This is a genomic window from Corallincola platygyrae (assembly GCF_039544265.1).
In the GTDB taxonomy this organism is placed as follows: Bacteria; Pseudomonadota; Gammaproteobacteria; order Enterobacterales; family Neiellaceae; genus Corallincola; species Corallincola platygyrae.
Map to the genome: position 1 here is coordinate 142,096 of NZ_BAABLI010000017.1, position 18,899 is coordinate 160,994.

The following is an 18,899-nucleotide window of genomic DNA, read 5'->3' on the forward strand; positions in this document are numbered from 1 at the left end:
CACATCAGCTCTGTTATTTCAAATCATCTCAAGTTGTAAAGCAAGCGCAACCTGATATGCTTGGCGCCATGAGTAAAACACACTTATCAGATACGCGATTTGACGCGTTTGACCTTCGTCCAGAGGTCCTCGCCGCCCTGCATAGCAAGGGCTTTGAATTCTGCACTCCGATCCAGAAGATGAGTCTACCCGTGGCATTGGGTGGAAACGACGTGGCAGGCCAGGCCCAAACAGGGACCGGCAAGACCATCGCCTTCCTGGTGGCGACAGTTAATCAACTGTTGAAAGAGCCGGCTGCGGAAGGCCGCAAGCCTACGGACCCTCGTGCAGTTATTATTGCGCCTACGCGTGAACTAGCGATCCAGATCTATCATGACGCAGAAGCCTTGGCGAAACACGCCGGCATGCGCCTTGGTCTGGTATATGGGGGCGAGGGTTACGAATCTCAACGTCAAACCCTAAACGAAGGTGTAGATATCTTGATCGGCACCTGTGGTCGTCTTATCGACTACTACAAGCAAGGCATATATAGCCTTAATCACATTCAGGTCGTGGTACTGGATGAAGCCGATCGCATGTTCGACTTAGGCTTTATTAAAGATATCCGTTATATGTTCCGTCGCATGCCTGAGCCATCTCAGCGCCTGAATCTATTGTTCTCGGCAACCTTGTCGATGCGCGTACGCGAGCTGGCATACGAACATATGAACGATCCGACCCATGTGCACGTTGAGCCTGAAAAAATGACGGCCGATCGCGTACAGGCGGAGCTGTTCTATCCATCAAACGAGCACAAAATGCCTCTGCTGCTGACGCTGATGGAAGAGGAATGGCCAGAAAAAGCGATTGTGTTCGCCAACACCAAACATGAATCAGAAAATATCTGGGGCCACCTGGCTGCAGATGGTCATCGTGTTGGTTTGCTGACAGGTGATGTACCGCAGCGTAAACGCGTTAAGATCCTCGAGCAGTTCACCGAAGGTCACCTGGATATTCTGGTGGCTACCGATGTTGCCGCCCGTGGTCTGCATATTCCAAAGGTCACCCACGTATTCAATTACGACCTGCCTGACGATTGCGAAGATTATGTTCACCGCATTGGCCGTACCGGTCGTGCGGGAGAAAGTGGCCACGCTATCAGTTTTGCCTGCGAGCGTTATGCACTGAACCTGCCAGCGATTGAGCAATATATCGGTCATACCGTTCCCGTCAGCCAGTATGACCCAACCGCCTTACTGGATGACCTGCCACCGCCAATTCGTCAGCAAAAGCGTCGCTCAAACTCAGGCCAGAAACGCAGTGGCCAGGGCCGTGGCGGTCAGGGACGTCGTGGCCAGGGTCGCAGTCGCGGCGGTGAGCGTCGAGGCTAACCTTTGAGCCGTTCGCCGTCCCCGCTATACGCTGCCATCGATCTGGGCTCCAACAGCTTTCATATGCTGGTGGTCCGGGTCGTTGCTGGCAGCGTGCAGGTACTGGCGAAGATCAAACGTAAAGTCAGGCTGGCTTCCGGTCTTGATCAAAACTTCCAACTTGATGAAGCAGCCATGCTCAGGGGTTGGGAGTGCCTGAGGCTCTTCGCAGAGCGGCTACAGGATATCCCTTCCGAAAACATCCGAATTGTTGGCACAGCCACACTGCGTGTCGCAAAAAATGTCGATACCTTTCTGGAAACCGCTGAACAGATCCTGGGACAGCCGATTCAGGTGATCACTGGCGAACAGGAAGCAGAGACCATCTACCAGGGCGTTGCCCACACCTCCAGCGGGCAGGGTAACCAGCTGGTTATCGATATTGGTGGCGCCAGTACTGAGCTGATCATTGGTCAACAATATGACCCACATATTCTGCGCAGTTTGCCCATTGGGTGTGTGCTGTTTAAAGAGCGCTATTTTGCCGATGGCAAGCTGACTCAGACGAACTTTGATAAAGCGATTCAAGCTGCAGAGCAGGCTCTGAAACCCTTGGTGGTCGACTATCTGGCCTACGGTTGGCAACGCTGTGTGGGTGCATCCGGTACCGTGCAGGCGCTGCAGGAAGTGCTGCTGACCCAGGGGTACGACGAACGGATCACGCTAGAAAAACTGGAAAAAATGATGGCCCTTGCCATCAGTTGTGGCGATATCAGCCAACTCAATATCGAAGGTTTACTGGATGAACGCAAACCTGTGTTTGTCAGTGGACTGGCCATCCTGCTTGCCATCTTCCGCCAATTTAAAGTCAAACAGATGATCACCTCTGGCGGCGCCCTGCGAGAAGGGTTGGTATACGAGATGATAGGTGAACAGCGCCAGGATGATGTTCGCCAACGCACCCTGAGTGGATTGAAACAGCAATTCCGAGTCGATCAGCCCCATGCGACACGTGTCAGCGAATTTGCCTTATCTCTGTGTCAGCAGGTTTCAGCAAACTGGCAACTGGAAGATCTCGAACTGCACGCGCTGCTGGCCAGTGCCGCACAGTTGACCGAATTGGGCTTACTGATTGGCTACAAGGATGCCCACCAGCACGCTGGTTATATTCTCAAACATGCCACGCTACCCGGCTTCAGCAATAGCCAGAAACAACTGCTGGTTACTCTGGTGAGTCAATATCAGGGCGGCTACGATGTTGAGCAGATGGACAAGCTGGCGGGTATAACATCCACAACCACACTGAGACTTGCCAGACTATTGCGTTTGGCCGTTATTTTTTGCGGCCGTCGCCAGGACAGCTCTCTTCCGGAAATTACCATCAGTGCTGAGGGTGATAAGCTGCTACTACATGTCTCAAAGTACTGGCTCAACAGTCACCCACTGGTACACAGTGAGCTAACTCAGGAAGCACTTCTAACACTCGAGATCGGTGGTGAACTGACTCTGGCTTCCGACGAAGAATAACCCTAGTCCTCGGCAGAGGCTTTTTTCAAACCCGCTACACTCATATACCAGCTAAGCTATTGATCTAGGCAAGTCGCATCCTTGCATCTAATAGGGTAAGCTGCGCGCCCGCCAAATTGGCGGTGTTATCACCATCAGCCCCACGGCGCATGAATATGCGCAATAAACGAGACCCGCTATGTCATTTGCTTCCCTAGGCCTGTCCGAAGCCATTCTTTCTGCTGTTGAAGAACAAGGTTACAAGACGCCCTCTCCCATTCAGGCACAAGCTATTCCTGCGATCCTGGAAGGGCGAGACGTGATGGCCGCCGCGCAGACGGGCACAGGTAAAACAGCAGGCTTTACCTTGCCGATCCTGGAGCAATTAGCCAAGGGTGACAGAGTTAAAGCAAACCAGGTGCGAGCGCTGATACTGACACCCACTCGCGAACTGGCGGCGCAGGTCGGAGCCAATGTCGAGGCATACGCGAAGAACCTGCCCCTGCGCTCTACCGTTGTGTTCGGTGGCGTGAAGATTAACCCGCAGATGATGAAACTCCGTCGCGGCGTTGACGTATTAGTTGCTACTCCCGGCCGATTACTCGACCTGTTCAGTCAGAATGCCGTGCGCTTCAAGCAACTGGAAGTATTGGTACTGGATGAAGCGGACCGCATGTTGGATATGGGCTTTATCCACGACATCAAAAAGATTCTGGCGCTACTGCCGAAACAACGTCAAAACCTGATGTTTTCTGCCACCTTCTCCGATGAAATACGACGCTTGGCCAAGGGCCTGGTCAACAATCCGGTAGAAGTGTCCGTGGCGCCGCCCAACACCACAGCAGAACGGATAGAACAGAAGGTTTATCCGGTGGATAAACACCGCAAGTCGGCCATGCTGGCCCGGCTGATTAATGACAACCAGTGGCAGCAGGTACTGGTGTTCAGTAAAACCAAACATGGCGCAAACCGCATTTCCAAACAGTTGAACGCCAAAGAGATTAATGCCGCAGCCATTCATGGCAACAAAAGTCAGGGTGCCCGAACCAAAGCTCTGGCCGACTTTAAAAGTGGCGCCATCAGGGTGTTGGTTGCCACCGATATCGCCGCACGCGGCCTGGACATTGACCAACTGCCTCATGTCGTTAACTTTGACCTGCCCCATGTCGCGGAAGACTACGTGCACCGTATCGGGCGTACCGGCCGCGCAGGTGCCAGTGGTGAAGCCGCGTCATTGGTTTGCGCGGATGACTTCAAGCTGCTGGTCGCCATCGAACGGCTGATCGGTGACAACATCCCACGCGAGATCCTGTCAGGTTTTGAACCTACACATCCGTTGCCAGCACCACGCAAGCCACTCCCCCCTAAAGCTAAGCGGCCAAAAAAGCCGAAGAAGCCAAAAACCGACAAGCCTGAACACTCGGACGGTCAGCGCTCAGGAGACCTGGCCAGAGGTCGCGGGTAATCAGATACAGGGATATGACCAAGATATCCCTGTAACACTCTCCCAATCCTCTGTCCCAATCGCGATTAGTTAACGAATTTGTGCTCTGGATAATGCCTGAGATCAGGCATTACTGAATTCTTTTGCTAAGCTCAACCCATTGCTTGAATTAGAATTTTCCAGCAACACCTTGCTGCTGGCATGCATGATGGGGCCCTTATGACACACAAGCTACTGCGCCTGTTTGGAAGCATTTTCGGGATATGCTTTTGGCTGTTCAGTGGATTGGCTCATGCACAGATGGACTATGAAACCCTGCCAGCACAAATGCAGGCATGGGCCTCAGAGAATCCTGAGGTGTTCGTGGTTGCCGACCCCAACCTGCCCCCCTACGACTTTATCGATGAAAATGGTCAGCGTTCAGGGCTCGGAAAAGAACTGGTCGATGCTTTAAATCAAGTGCTCCCCTTTACCCTGACTTACAAAGAGTACGACAGCTTCAGCCAAGGCTTGAGAGCTGTAGAAAACGGGGATGCACACGTCTTTAGCCTGTGTGCTCGCACCCGGCACCGTGCCAAACACTTTCACTTTAGCAATCCGATACTTGGCATTGAATCGGTTATTATTTTTAAAGCCAGCGCAGAAAAGTTAAACCAGCCGGAAGATCTATCCCCTTCACACACTGTGGGTTTCGTTAAGGGTTATGCCAATGCAGAACTGGTTTTTGCCACTCAGGGCGCCCCACAGTCTGTGATGACAGGCAGTGTTCAGGAAGGCCTGCACAAGGTTGCAAATGGGGAGATTGATGGCTTTATTATCGACCCGGTGCAAGCAGCCTATTGGCGGCAAGAGAAACAGCTCAGCGATCTCGCCTACTTTTACCTGCCCAATCTTCGCAGCCTTCGGCTTCGATTCTGTGTTAATCGCGATCATCCTGAGTTAGAGCAATGGATCGATTGGGGTATGAATCAGGTGGGTAAAGGATTTATCTCTGAGCTACACCAGCAGTGGGCCAAACAAGATGCTGCCGCGATGGAGGTAGAGCAGCGTGAAGACCACCCATTGGTTGGTTGGATCACGCAAATTGCCGGACTATCCGCAGCACTGATCATGGTGCTGTTTTTCTTCTATTTTGTCCGTGGGCAGGGAGACGAACTCGCCAAGCAATTTGGTTCAGAACAGTTCCGCCGCAGCTTCCTGCTTGGCGTGGGCCTGCTCTGTTTAATTCTGGTATTGCTGGTAGGGGTAGTTTTATCCCGCACCTACAACAATACCCTCAACGGCAATATCAAAACCCTCAATATCAGCCTGGCAACCGCTGAGCAGCAATTGGCTAACTGGTATCAAGGAAGAGTTGATATGGTCACCGAAGTCTCACAAAACCCAGCAGTGAAAGATCTGGCCTGGGTGTTAGTGGAAAGGGACAAGGCTGATCTGGATCCTCGGGGCTCTGCCGAACTGCGGGCATTTAAAGTTGCCCTGCGTGAAGCATCCAATTTGAATGTGGCCGCGGTGCGCTTCTATTTGATTTCCCCTGACGGTATTAACCTGGCGTCTCATGCAGACCATGTTATTGGCAAACCCAATTTAATGGCAGAACAAGTGCCAGACCTTTTTCAGCGGGTAGTCGCTGGAGAGACCCTGTTCATACCGCCCATCTGGTCCGATTTTGACCTGGATGGAAATATAGCGGAAGACGATAAAGACCCCGTCTTGCTGATAGCCACCCCTATGTACGACCGCCAGCAAAGGCGCATCGGTGTGTTAGCTGGCGTCGCAGATCCCAGCGAGGAGTTCTCACAAATCCTCAGCAATATTCGTTTAGGAGATTCTGGTGAGATTTATGCCGTAGACCACCGCGGCTTCATGGTCTCGGAAAGCAGCTTTACCCATATTTTGCGTAAGCAGGGCAGGTTAAAGGTGGGTGAATCTGTCATCGGCAATATCAAGTTAGAAGATGCCATGGCCAATCAGGGCATCATGTCTCCATTCGATGGCGCATCCAATAAACGAGGCGGAAAAAACCTCAGTGGTTACAACGATTACCAGGGCCACGAAGTAATTGGGCAATGGATCTGGCATCCATTTTTGAATCTGCTGTTGGTGGGCGAGTTCCATAAAGACGAAGCGATGGAGGATTTTCGCAAAGTAGCCGTCAATCTGGCGGTACTTACCTTGATATCCATTGCGGTGATCATTTCGGTTTCCATGTTCATGTTGGTGATCGGACGACGTGCATACCAAGCGCAAGCGGATTCGGCAAAACGGCTGGAAGTGGAAGTGGAGGCTCGTACCAAAGAGCTACGCAAATCGGAGCAGGACAACCGCTTAATCCTGGGATCTGTTGGTGAGGGCATCATAGGTTTCAATGGTGCCCAACTGTGCACCTTTATCAATCCTGCGGCCTGCGACATGTTGTTACACAGCCCGGATGTGATTGGCTCCCACGCCAGGTCCGTGCTGCCGATCTCTTTTGATAATGATATGGATGTGGAGCGCGCCATCAACGAGGTCATGTCATCAGGGAATCCTCTCCAAGTAGAGGAGGCGACCCTGGAGCGACCGTCTGCACCTTATCTTCCGGTCGAAATAAACATCCATCCATTGACCATAGACGACGCGATTCAGGGGGTGGTGGTCGCGTTCCGTGATATCACTGAGCAAAACAAAGCCAAACTGGCACTGATAGAGGCCAAACAACTGGCCGATGACGCCAGCAGTGCAAAATCTAACTTCCTGGCCAATATGAGCCATGAGATCCGCACGCCGATGAATGCCATTATCGGTATGTCTTATTTAGCGCTGCAGAGTGAGCTGCCGGATAAGCCGAAAAACTATGTCGAAAAGGTAAACCGCTCTGCCACTAACCTGCTGGGCATAATCAATGACATCCTGGATTTCTCTAAGATTGAGGCCGGTCATATCGATCTGGAGCGAGTCGACTTTAACCTCGCCGATCTGCTTGAGAATGTATTCACCGTGATATCGGTGAAAGTGGAAGAGAAGGAGCTGGAACTCAACCTGGATATTGGCCGGGATGTACCGCTCAACCTGATTGGTGATCCGCTTCGTCTAAACCAGGTCGTTACTAACCTGCTCAGTAACGCGGTCAAATTCACTGCATTCGGCGCTGTATCGCTGGAGATCAGCCAGCTAAACCGCATGGGCAGCACAGTGGAGTTGCGCTTCTGTGTGCGTGATACCGGCATAGGTATGACCGAGGAACAAAAAGCCAAACTGTTCCAGTCCTTTGCCCAGGCGGATGCGTCAACCACGCGCAAGTTTGGCGGCACAGGTCTTGGCCTGGCAATTTCAAAGAGCCTTGTCGAGCTGATGGATGGCGAGATCTGGGTTGAAAGTACGCCGGACGTGGGTAGCGAGTTCTTCTTTACCATGCAGGCGAGCGTGAATGAAACGCTGGAATATGAACACCAGGAATCTCGCAAAGCCCTGCTGAAAGAGAAGCGGGTACTGGTGGTTGATGATGACAGTGCTGCAATCCAGGTGCTCAAAGAGATCCTGACAGAGTATGGCTGTGAAATTTACACCGCCAACTCAGGTCCAGAGGCGCTGGAAATGGCCACCAGTTACAACGTCAGTTTTGATATCGCCCTGATTGACTGGGAGATGCCGAAGATGAACGGCTTGGCGCTGTGCGATGAACTGAAAGCACTGCCCAACCAGGATATGAAACACCTGGTGATGGTCTCCAGCCATGACAGTGATGAGATTGGCGAAGAGAATATTCGCCGCCGTTTCGACAGCATGATCGCCAAACCGGTAAATCCCGACAGTGTGTTCCGTGCGCTGAAGCGCGTCATCGACGAGCAATACCACCTGCAGCGCAGGCAGTACAAGCGCAAAGCCCGTCAAGGCAAACGCAGCATGCTTACCGGCGCATATCTGCTGCTGGTCGAAGACAACGAACTCAACCAGGAATTGGCCAAAGAGTTGCTCGAACAGGCCAGTATCAAGGTGGATGTTGCTAACAACGGCCAGGAAGCGGTCAATATGGTCAATGCTCAACAATACGACGGCGTATTGATGGATGTGCAGATGCCTGTGATGGACGGGTATACCGCCACCCGTGAGATTAGAGAAAACCACCCAGACCTGCCAATTGTCGCCATGACCGCCAACGCCATGGCCGGTGACAAGGAGAAAGTGCTTGAGGCAGGCATGAATGACCATATTGCCAAACCGATCGATATCGAGCAGATGTTCGACACCCTCAGCCAATGGATAACACCCAGTGGACTAGTGACGGAGATTCCACTGGTCAGTGATGACTCTGAACAAGAAGAGGATGTTTCCAGCCTGGAACTGTCTGCTGACATCATAGACACAGAAGCAGGCATAGCCGTTTGTAATGGCAACCAAGGGCTCTATCTTCGCTTGCTGAAGAAATTCCAGAAGGGTCAGCGTCAGTTTGTAGATGAGTTCAACCACGCCTGGCAAGAGGGAGATTGGGAAGCCGCCACTCGCGCAGCTCACACCCTTAAGGGAGCCGCTTCTCACATCGGTGCTAAAACCCTTGCTGCAAGTGCAGGTGGCGTAGAGTTAGCGTGCAGCGAGCAACAGGATGAAGCCAGTATCAATAAGCTGATGGAACTATTGAAACAGCATCTGGATGAAGTTATCCACTGCCTGGATAGAGCGTTCAGTCAGGAGCAGCAATCCACCGCCACCAGCATGCAGGAGAGCATCAGCAAGGAACAGCTGATCGAAGCACTGACAGAACTGAAAGAACTGGCAGATAACTACGACTTCGAAGCGGGCGAGCGTGCCAGTGAATTGAAAAAGCAGTGCCATGATCCCAAGCTGCAAGCCTTGCTGGATCAGCTACTTCAACAATTGGAAGAGTATGATTTCGACGTGGCAGGGCAAACACTGGTATCGCTGTTTGAGCACGCAGAGGCGATGTCATGACGCCTGTTCGTCAATGGCTGCTGACTGTCATTGGGTGTGTGAGTTACCTGTTCGCGCAAACGACTTTGGCAGAAGAAAGCCAACAGGAAACTGCTGCCGAGGTAATGCGGGTCAAATTTATTCCAAAGCAGTCACCCACTGACGCGATACATGACTACCTGATAAAAGTGTTGCAGTTAGCCCTGGACAAAACCACCCCAGAGTATGGTCCAGCCGAGATAGAACTATTACCTCTGCCATACAATCAGGGGCTGTTGATGAGCCTGCTTAACCACGATGACATCATTGATGTGGTCGCGTCAGCCCCATCGAAAGAGAGGGAAACAGCGGCTCGTTCCGCACGGGTGCCTATCACTATGGGGCTGCTGGGTTATCGGATGATGATCATCCGCCAAACCGACTTAGCCGCCTTTCAACAGATTGAAAGCCCTGATGACCTGAAATTGTTTCGCGCCTGCCAGGGAGCACACTGGCCAGATTCCGATATCCTCGAAGCCAATGGCTATCCAGTGCAACGGATAAACAATTTTGACGATATGTTTAAGCGCCTGAGAGAAGGCAGTTGTGATTACTTTCCCCGCGCCATCACCGAAGGTTACAGCGAGATCGAAGCCTACCTTGCACGCACCAAGGATAACTCTATCGTTGCGTACGACGATATCCTGCTGCGTTATCGATTACCTTTTCTGTTTTACACCAGTCATGAGAATTTCGAGCTGGCAGCGCGGATCGAAAAAGGCATGAAACGCGCCGTTAGGTCGGGCGAACTCAAAGCCTTGATGAAGACTCACCCAGTCACCAAGGGCGTGTTCCCGCTTTCAAAGTGGAAGGTGCGAGAAATCTTCGAACTACACAACCCCGATCTGCCAAAAGCGCTACCGCTGGAGGAGCCTGAATACTGGCTGACGCTCGAAGATATCGACTAAAAAACAGAAAACGGGGCCAAAAGCCCCGTTTTTTATCATGATTATCTATATAGCCAGCAGCTAGCTATCTTCCTTCAGCCACTGTGCTACCTGCTTAGCAAAGTAGGTCAGGATGCCATCAGCACCCGCACGTTTGAATGCCAACAAGGACTCCATCACTACCGGCTTTTCGGCCAACCAGCCGTTTTGAATAGCGGCCATATGCATCGCATATTCACCACTTACCTGGTAAGCGTAAGTAGGTACTTTGAAACTCTCTTTAACTCTGCGAACCACATCGAGATAAGGCATACCAGGCTTCACCATCACCATGTCAGCGCCCTCCTGTAGATCCAGAGCGACCTCTTGCAGTGCTTCATCGCTATTAGCAGGGTCCATCTGGTAGCTATATTTATTGCCACCTTTCAAGTTGCCGGCAGAGCCCACCGCATCACGGAACGGGCCATAGTAGCTGGAAGCATATTTTGCCGAGTAGGCGAGAATGCGGGTATTGACGTGGCCAGCCGCTTCCAACGCTTCACGGATCGCACCAATACGACCATCCATCATATCTGACGGTGCCACCACATCAGCACCCGCATCGGCATGAGAGAGCGCTTGTTTTACCAAAACATCTTTGGTGATGTCATTGAGCACATAACCTTCGTCATCAATGATGCCGTCCTGGCCGTGGGTGGTAAACGGATCCAATGCGACATCGGTGATGACACCCAACTCCGGGTAGGCGGCTTTCAGCGCTTTCACAGCACGTTGTGCCAAGCCATCAGGATTGTATGCTTCTGCCGCATCCAGAGATTTCACCTCGGCAGGTGTCACCGGGAACAGGGCGACGGCAGGCACCCCAAGCGCCACCAGTTCTTCGGCTTCTTTCAGCAATAGGTCGATAGAGACTCGCTCTACGCCCGGCATAGAGGGGACAGGCTCGCGTTGGTTTTCTCCCTCCAACACAAACATTGGATAGATCAGATCATTCACTGACAGTTGTGATTCGGCCATCAAGCGGCGGGAAAAGTCACTGGCACGCATACGGCGTGGACGACGCGCAGGGAATTGGCCAAAAACATTCACGATATCTGACATCTCTCGGGGGCCTCTTACGGTTGTTCTGTGGGTAAAAGCTGGAAAGGTTGTCTGCTCAACAACTTGCCATTCGCTTTAAGGTATAGGATCCAAGTCCCTGGCAACAGATTGTCAGCATCTTCCAGGGTGTGAAAAAACTGGCCCTGATAGGGAAATTCATCCGCTTTTACCATCAAGGTTTTCTTCAGCGATGTCAGCCCCTGCTCATTACTGGGCGGTTTAACCGCCAGAGTGAGCTTCACCGGCTCTAATACATCATCGGCATGCAAAGTGTACCGAAAGCCAATGCTGATCTGCGCTTCTAACGCCAGCTTGCGGCGTTGCAATAACAACTCGGCGTCGCCAGTCCAATCTTCACTGTCACTCGCCACCCGCTGATACTGACCATAGTCGTTAACGATCAATCGGAAATTTGTTGTAGGTACGGGAGCTTCACTCTCCTGACAGCCAAACAATATCGAGCTGGTGGCAATGACCAGCACTGTGATTAACCGGCCAAAAACAGCTTTCATTCCATTCCCTTCAAGCTTTACATTCAATCTGTTTTCTCCTTTTGCGACGCTAACATGGCACGATCTCTGCCGCCTTGCTTGGCGCCATAAAGAGCCTGGTCAGCCTCTTCCAGCAACAACTCAGTACTGGTCTCAGGTAAGATGTAACGACAGGCTACCCCGCAACTGATAGTCAGAGCCAACTCGCCCACACCAGTCACGATAGGCTGGCTACGAATCACATCGCATAGTTTCTCAGCCAATTGCATCGCCCCCTCAGGTGGCGTATTAGGCAAAATAAGCGCAAACTCTTCGCCACCATAACGAGCGATGACATCCCCCGGACGCTTCAACAGGCTGGCGGCTCTCGACGCCACTTCACGGATACACGCGTCTCCCACGGGATGCCCATAAGTATCATTCACCTGTTTAAAGTGATCGATATCCATCATGATAAGTGACAACGTCGTTTGTTCACGACGGCTTCGGCGCTGCTCAGCGATGTAGCGTTTATCGAAGTACTTTCTGTTGCGAACGCCAGTAAGCGCATCTCTGGTCGTTTGCTCTTCCAACTCTCGATTGGTTTCTGCCAGCTCTCGCAATGCAACCTCAAGCTCAAACGTGCGTTCCCGCACTTTCTGCTCCAATTCAGTGTTGGCTTTGGCTTGTATCTGCAGTGCTTTGTCCTGAACCAACCTTACCCTTCGGGCCTGCTCGATAGCACTTTTTTCTGCTGCCCTATGGCTGCGATTGACATCTCCCGCGCGCAACGCCAGCGTTGTAGTCATCACCAGTACTTCAAGCCCAGCACCCAGCAACAGAGGAATAGCATTACTCCAGGGCAGCGCGATAACGCCGGCATAGGCCAGACTACTGAGTGTTGCACCACAGGTTAGAGCAAACCAACTGAAAGTGTAGTAACGCGCCATTGGGATGCGCTTCCAGCACGCCCAAAATCCAATGCTGATAAGGCTGGCCACCACCAGTACTACCAAAATGGCTAACAGGATGACCGCCAGGCGGTATGACATTATGAAGCTACTGAAAAGATAGAGAATGCAACCGATCTGCATTGCCCTGAGCCAACGCATCAACAGCAAATACTGTTCATTAATTTTCAACAGATGCTCGACAAAGAAGCAGGTGAACAACAAGGCCAATGCCCCCAGAACCGGGATCATCAGGTGGTGGAATGTCGGCAATGCGGGCCAAAGATAGTAGCTACTGATCCCCAGCAGGGTCGATAACATCAAAATGCCACTGAACTGGTACCCGGCATAAAACAGATAACTCAATGTGCGCATGGAAAACGCCAGCAATGAGTTATAAACCCCCATCAGCAATAACGCGCCTAAGGCCAAACCGATGAGCAGGCTATCTACATGGTTGGTTTCAACAAAATGGTCGCCGCGCCAAAGTGTAATTGGCAAACTGGCGGAACCCTGAGTTTGGAAACGGATGAGCAGCATTGTCTGCCCCTGCATAGGCAGACTGAGTGGCACCAGATAATCAGGATGCAGCACCAGTCGGGAATGGTTCGAAACGCCCAGCTCAGCAAGATGAACAAATACGCCATTGTCTGCCTGTTGATAGAGCTCAACCTTATCAAGCAGCGGATTATCCAGCTGCAACACCCACTCTCTCTCTTCACTAAGGCGGCTTGTCACCCGCAGTTTGATCCAGTGGATTCTGGGATCAAAACCACTATTGATGTTTGGGCCGGTCAGCGACTGCCAGTCGCTTGTTGGTAACGCTGCCACATCTGAAGCAGAAAGCTCGGCGTTGTCAGTCAGGTAAAGTTCGCAGCAAGTTGCGGTGGCGGGCGTACGAACCGTGTTGTCGGTGATGACCCATTCTGCTCGTAACTGCATGCTCAGCGTGAGGCCAAGCAACAGGCAAGACAGATAAAAGGTTCGATAACACAGTTTCATCAAAACAGTCCGGCAAATACAGCAGGTTACAACAGTGGCGAAGCTATCCGCCGGGGAATCAGTGTAACAGTGATCTTGGTTATTTCGTGTACCTTATGGTTGAAAATTAGCGGTCAGCTGAGTTTAAAGAATGTTCGACTGGTCTTTTCAGTATGTGCCAGCAGGCTATCCAACGTCTCTCCACGTTCCGCAGCAACACGGCTGGCGATATGTGGCAGGTAACATGGCTCATTGCGCCGGCTTTTAGGTTTTGGCTTGAGATCCCTTGGGATCAGATAAGGCGCATCGGTTTCCAACATTAATCTGCCAGCAGGAATAAGAGGGGTCATCGACAGCAACTCCTGCCCACGCCGTTCGTCACAAACCCAACCAGTGATACCAATGTGGAGGTCCAGATCCAGATAAGACTTAAGCGCCTGCTCGCTACCCGTAAAACAGTGCACCACGGCATTTGGGATCTTATCCCGCCAGCGAGCAAGGATAGCTAATAGATCGTCGCTGGCATCACGCTCATGAAGGAACACCGGCATATTTAGCTCAGCCGCCAGAGCCAACTGCTGTTCAAGCACATCGCGCTGAACAGGTCTTGGTGAAAAATCGCGATTGTAATCCAATCCGCATTCACCGACCGCCACCACTTCAGGCTCTGCCAACAGGCCTCTCAGCGTTTCCAGATCCTCTGCGACAAAAGACTTGGCATCATGGGGGTGGACGCCTGCGGTTGACACACACAAGTCTGGGTACTGTTTAGAAAGTGCCAACACCTGCTGACTCTCACCAATGTCAGTACCGGTCAATATCAGGGTATCAATCTTGGCTTGTCTGGCCCGTGCCAATACCTGTTCGCGATCGGCATTAAACTGCTTATTGCTCAGGTTGACGCCGATATCGACCCAACCCATGTTACTTAACTCGCTTCACGCGGATCCGCTTGTTGCGATCAGGCTCGCCCAGGAAGAATCCCCCTACTGCGCCACGGGCGATAATCACCCACTGGTCAGTGTTCTTGAAACTAAATCGGGTGCTGTCAGTCTGGCGCCAAACCTGGCCATTCTCCAACGTAACAATCCACTTGCCGTAGGCGTCTTTTTTCTTCTTGGTCCACTTTAACTGCAGCTCGTCAGGACGCTCTTCCTTTGGCTTCTGTTTGTGCTCTAAGCCAAAAATAGCTTCAGCGTCAGGCGCAGGCTCAACAGTGGGTGTTGGAGCAGGAGCAGCGGGAACAACGGTGGCTGGAATAGGTTCAGCGGGAACAACAGCAGGTGCGTCAGGTAACTCACTGGCCACTTCTGTACCAGGCGCAGGGACAACTTTCTCGGGGGCATTAGCCGTTTCAGCTGGTAGCCTTCCTGCCAACGTGTCATAACAAGCAAGACGCTCAACTGGGTGGTCAATCGCCGCACAGCTTTTTAGAGAAATCGTCTCAGCTTGAGCTGAAAAAGAAGCTGCTAACAACGCAGCAATCGATATTAGTATTTGTTTCAAGACTCTTCTTCCTCCGGCTCAGGATCTTCAGGCCGATACAATTTTGCGACCACCAAGCCAACTTCAAATAAGAACCACATCGGCAACGCCAACAGGGTCTGAGAAAACACATCAGGGGGGGTGAGCAGCATGCCAAAAACAAAGGCACCTACGATTATATAGGGGCGTTTTGCACTTAAGCTCTGCGGCGTGGTGATGCCGGTCCAACACATCACGATAATGAAAATAGGCACTTCGAATGCCAGACCAAAAGCAAAAAACAGCTTCAGCACAAAGTCCAGGTAGCTGCCGATATCTGTCGCAATAGTCACGCCTTCGGGAGCGATGGCTGTCAGAAAATGAAACGCCAGTGGAAACACCACATAGAATGCAAACGCCGCTCCTGCGTAGAACAGCAGTGAACTCATAATCAGCAGTGGCGCGGCCAATTTCCGCTCATGTTTATAGAGTCCAGGCGCAATAAACGCCCAGACCTGATGCAGGATAAAAGGCACTGCCAAAGCAGCTGAAACCACAATGGTCAGCTTAATCGGCACGAAAAAAGGTGAGGCTACATCCGTGGCGATCATCGAGGCACCCTCAGGCATCTCAGCAATCAGAGGGGCGGCGATAAACTGGTAGATGTCCTGGGCAAAATAGACCAGCGCGATAAAGATAACCAACACCGCGCCAATGGCTTTGAGCAGGCGATCTCTCAACTCATACAGATGGCTTAAAAAAGGCTGCTGTGACGGACTATTCATTCTGGGTTCTTGTCTTTTGCAGGCGCATCAGACGTGTTGCCTGGCAACTCGCTGGATTGCGATTGACTGGCTTCATCTGTCGATTGGGAAAGGCTCGACGAAGCATCCTCAGAAACAGGAGACTCACCTTCATCTTTACCATAAGGGCGGTTGACCGATTCAGCGCGAGCTCTGAGCTTATTCAGTGACGCCTGCAACTCGGGGGTGACCTTGGTACCCATTTGTTCAGCCTTCTTCAGGTCCTGATGCAGTTGTTCGATCTGCAACTCCTGCTCCACCTGCTGACGTACTGCACCACCATAACGCTTGATAGTACCAATAGTCCGGGTGACGCTGCGCACAGCACCAGGTAACCGTTCAGGCCCCAATACGACTAAGCCAACCACCGCAATGATGATCAGTTCCCAAAAGCCAATATCAAACATGGCTTAAGCCTTGTCTTTTTCCTTGGAGGTGGGTTGCTCAGCACCGTCGGCCTGTTCGCGCTTATCTTCCAAAGGCTGCTTGTCGAAGTCGGCGTCTTTTTTGCCGTCATCGTCATTCATCGCTTTTTTGAAGCCTTTAACTGCAGAGCCTAAATCACCACCAATATTACGCAGTTTTTTAGTGCCAAACAGCAAGATGACAATCACGGCAACAATCAGTAACTGAACCCAACTAATACCCATACCTTCTCCAAGTAGCCTCTATGGCAAATGCTGACCCATTATAGGGCGATGATTGTGCAATAAAACATTTTGCTGGGGTTTAACGGCGGCTAAACCACCAAGCTGGGATCCAGCACCCAATCACGACGCTCCAACCCAACCATTGCCACTGTTCAGCAGGCCACGGCAACGCAAGGGTAGCGAGCAGTGCAATGGCTGATGTACCAAGCCAGAAGTAACCTCGTTGACGACGGTTGGCCTGATGGTGATATTGCGCGGATAAACGTTCCAAAGTAGGTATTATCTGCTGCGCATGTTGCAGATTATTGAACAACAGATCAGGAAGTTGCGGCAGCTTTTCACCCCAGTAAGGAAGATTTTCAAGCAGCTGGCGCTTCAGCGCTTTCACACCCAACTGCTCCTGCATCCAGTTTTCCAGGAAAGGCTTGGCCGTTTGCCACAGATCTAACTGAGGATAAAGCTGTCTTCCCAACCCTTCGATATAGAGCAGGGTTTTTTGAAGCAGCACCAGCTGTGGTTGCACTTCCATATTAAAACGGCGGGCAGTGTTGAACAGATTAATTAACACATGACCAAATGAGATCTCAGATAGTGGCTTATTAAATATGGGTTCACATACGGTACGGATCGCCACCTCAAACTCGTCGACATCGGTCTCTAGGGGTACCCAACCGGAATCTACGTGCAGTTCTGCAACCTTGCGGTAATCGCGATTAAAAAACGCCAGGAAGTTTTCTGCCAAGTAACGCTTATCTTCGCGATTCAAGGTACCGACAATGCCACAATCGATACCAATCCAAAGGGGATCTTCAGGGTGCTCTTTTGCCACAAAAATGTTGCCGGGATGCATATCGGCATGGAAAAAACTGTCTCTGAATACCTGCGTAAAGAAGACCTCAACGCCTCGCTCCGCCAGACGTTTCATATTGGTGCCATTCGCTTCCAGCGCCTCGATATCCCCGACTGGAATACCGTAAATACGCTCCATCACCAATAACTGCGTGCGGCACAGTTCACTGTATACACGGGGCACATAAAGTGCGTCAGAACCTTCAAAATTGCGCCGTAGTTGGATCGCATTGGCAGCTTCACGGGACAGGTCCAGTTCATCCAAAATCGTTTTACGGTATTCGCGGATCACTTCTTTTGGGCGCAACCGCTTTCCGTCCGGCAGTAGCAGTGCTACCAGCCCGGCAAGCGTCTCCATCCAGTGCAGGTCTGCCAGTATCTGTTTCTCGATATCAGGGCGAATGACTTTCAATACAACTTTCTGTGGCTGCCCCTGCTCATCTGACTTAAGTGTGGCTGTATGTACTTGCGCAATGGAGGCTGTCGCCAGTGGGGCGGTGTCAAAATCGTCAAACCAGTTGGAAAGCGGCCCACCCAGAGCCTGTTCCATTAACTGTTGTGCTTGTTCACCTGGAAATGGTGCAACTTGATCCTGCAATAACGCCAGCTCCTTTGCATAGTCATCATCAAGCAGGTCTCGGCGAGTAGAGAGCATCTGGCCAAGCTTAATAAAAACAGGCCCCAGGGCTTCCATCGCCATGCGCAAGCGCTTGGCATCTGACGCATCAGGATGTTGATTTCGTAACCAGAATAAAGTGGCTCGACAGAGCTTCAGATACCAGGGCCAACGCTGCTGCGGTATCAGCTTATCGATACCGAACCTGAGCATGGTTGCACCGATAAAGTAGAGGCGGAAGAACTGACCGAACACCTTCATGCACCCTGCTCCTGCGTTTTGGTTTCCAGTCGCTTCAATCGCACTTCAACCGCGTCGGTGTCCGCTGCCAACAGCTGAACATCGTCGGCAAAGGCAGCTAACGCCAGAGGGTGAGCAACCAGAGCCACTTCATCCGTCAGCATACGACCAAGCTGGGCCATACCTTCCTCTTTTTGCCGATTGGCATACTGCTTACCCCGTGCAAGCAGCTGAGATAGCATGTGGGTGGCGGGGTCACCGATCCACTTAGATAACGGCTCCTGCCAATCAACCTCCAATCCTTTCAGCAAAGCCGCAAACTGTTGAGCAATTTCGGCGTTACCCTCAAGCACCAGTCGGTCTGACTTGATCAGTTCAGAAAGGTCAGAGCCGGTCTGCAGCTTGGGCAAATCGATAGCAGCGAGTTGCAACCGACAGTCCCAGTCACTTTGTTCACCGGACATCAAATCGATACGAGAATCACTAAACGCAAATAAAAGCGGGGCTGGCAGTTCAGCAAGCTCCAATCGAAGTCGCTTTCCTCGCAGGGAAGCCAACAGGTTTTGGTGATTTGGCGCCGACTGCAGATATCGATTCAGCAAAGCTTCCAACCCACCAACCAATAGCGGAGTAACAGGCATA

The 18,899-nt window shown here is 51.7% G+C and carries 15 protein-coding genes; 5 read left to right on the forward strand and 10 right to left on the reverse strand.

Annotation, left to right across the window (positions count from 1 at the left end):
• The first annotated feature begins 68 nt into the window (after positions 1 to 68).
• The 5 genes from rhlB to ABEA14_RS15330 all read left to right on the forward strand — a co-directional run bounded on the left by rhlB (position 69) and on the right by ABEA14_RS15330 (position 10,154).
• The gene (gene rhlB, locus ABEA14_RS15310; protein WP_345341048.1) at positions 69 to 1,370 is read left to right on the forward strand and encodes an ATP-dependent RNA helicase RhlB; all 1,302 of its coding nucleotides are present in this window, start codon (positions 69 to 71) and stop codon (positions 1,368 to 1,370) included.
• Between the two features lie 3 nt (positions 1,371 to 1,373).
• The gene (gene gppA / locus ABEA14_RS15315; protein ID WP_345341050.1) at positions 1,374 to 2,876 is read left to right on the forward strand and encodes a guanosine-5'-triphosphate,3'-diphosphate diphosphatase; all 1,503 of its coding nucleotides are present in this window, start codon (positions 1,374 to 1,376) and stop codon (positions 2,874 to 2,876) included.
• 178 nt (positions 2,877 to 3,054) lie between these two features.
• Positions 3,055 to 4,320 (forward strand): DEAD/DEAH box helicase, encoded by a 1,266-nt coding sequence (locus ABEA14_RS15320; RefSeq protein WP_345341053.1) that lies wholly within the window; start codon positions 3,055 to 3,057, stop codon positions 4,318 to 4,320.
• A gap of 198 nt (positions 4,321 to 4,518) precedes the next feature.
• Positions 4,519 to 9,228: a response regulator gene (locus tag ABEA14_RS15325; protein ID WP_345341055.1), complete on the forward strand. Its 4,710-nt coding sequence runs from the start codon at positions 4,519 to 4,521 to the stop codon at positions 9,226 to 9,228.
• Complete coding sequence (locus ABEA14_RS15330; protein WP_345341057.1) at positions 9,225 to 10,154, forward strand: hypothetical protein; 930 nt, start codon at positions 9,225 to 9,227, stop codon at positions 10,152 to 10,154. The genes ABEA14_RS15325 and ABEA14_RS15330 overlap by 4 nt, the downstream gene beginning before the upstream one ends.
• A gap of 60 nt (positions 10,155 to 10,214) precedes the next feature.
• Here ABEA14_RS15330 and hemB read toward each other — a convergent pair whose 3' ends face one another.
• From hemB to ABEA14_RS15380, 10 genes are all read right to left on the reverse strand, one after another.
• The gene (gene hemB, locus ABEA14_RS15335; RefSeq protein WP_345341059.1) at positions 10,215 to 11,234 is read right to left on the reverse strand and encodes a porphobilinogen synthase; all 1,020 of its coding nucleotides are present in this window, start codon (positions 11,232 to 11,234) and stop codon (positions 10,215 to 10,217) included.
• 14 nt (positions 11,235 to 11,248) lie between these two features.
• Positions 11,249 to 11,746 (reverse strand): hypothetical protein, encoded by a 498-nt coding sequence (locus ABEA14_RS15340; protein WP_345341061.1) that lies wholly within the window; start codon positions 11,744 to 11,746, stop codon positions 11,249 to 11,251.
• A gap of 23 nt (positions 11,747 to 11,769) precedes the next feature.
• Positions 11,770 to 13,656, reverse strand: a complete 1,887-nt coding sequence (locus tag ABEA14_RS15345; RefSeq protein WP_345341063.1) for a sensor domain-containing diguanylate cyclase — start codon at positions 13,654 to 13,656, stop codon at positions 11,770 to 11,772.
• A 113-nt stretch (positions 13,657 to 13,769) separates the two neighbouring features.
• Positions 13,770 to 14,558: a TatD family hydrolase gene (locus ABEA14_RS15350; RefSeq protein ID WP_345341065.1), complete on the reverse strand. Its 789-nt coding sequence runs from the start codon at positions 14,556 to 14,558 to the stop codon at positions 13,770 to 13,772.
• A gap of 1 nt (position 14,559) precedes the next feature.
• Positions 14,560 to 15,141 (reverse strand): hypothetical protein, encoded by a 582-nt coding sequence (locus ABEA14_RS15355; protein ID WP_345341067.1) that lies wholly within the window; start codon positions 15,139 to 15,141, stop codon positions 14,560 to 14,562.
• On the reverse strand, positions 15,138 to 15,884 hold the full coding sequence (gene tatC, locus ABEA14_RS15360) for a twin-arginine translocase subunit TatC (RefSeq protein WP_345341069.1): 747 nt from the start codon (positions 15,882 to 15,884) through the stop codon (positions 15,138 to 15,140). The genes ABEA14_RS15355 and tatC overlap by 4 nt, the downstream gene beginning before the upstream one ends.
• The gene (gene tatB, locus ABEA14_RS15365; protein WP_345341071.1) at positions 15,881 to 16,309 is read right to left on the reverse strand and encodes a Sec-independent protein translocase protein TatB; all 429 of its coding nucleotides are present in this window, start codon (positions 16,307 to 16,309) and stop codon (positions 15,881 to 15,883) included. Before tatB ends, tatC begins: the two co-directional genes overlap by 4 nt.
• A gap of 3 nt (positions 16,310 to 16,312) precedes the next feature.
• The gene (gene tatA / locus ABEA14_RS15370; protein ID WP_345341073.1) at positions 16,313 to 16,552 is read right to left on the reverse strand and encodes a twin-arginine translocase TatA/TatE family subunit; all 240 of its coding nucleotides are present in this window, start codon (positions 16,550 to 16,552) and stop codon (positions 16,313 to 16,315) included.
• 79 nt (positions 16,553 to 16,631) lie between these two features.
• The gene (gene ubiB, locus ABEA14_RS15375) at positions 16,632 to 18,278 is read right to left on the reverse strand and encodes a ubiquinone biosynthesis regulatory protein kinase UbiB (protein WP_345341075.1); all 1,647 of its coding nucleotides are present in this window, start codon (positions 18,276 to 18,278) and stop codon (positions 16,632 to 16,634) included.
• Positions 18,275 to 18,898: a ubiquinone biosynthesis accessory factor UbiJ gene (locus tag ABEA14_RS15380; RefSeq protein ID WP_345341077.1), complete on the reverse strand. Its 624-nt coding sequence runs from the start codon at positions 18,896 to 18,898 to the stop codon at positions 18,275 to 18,277. The genes ubiB and ABEA14_RS15380 overlap by 4 nt, the downstream gene beginning before the upstream one ends.
• Position 18,899: the final 1 nt, after the last annotated feature.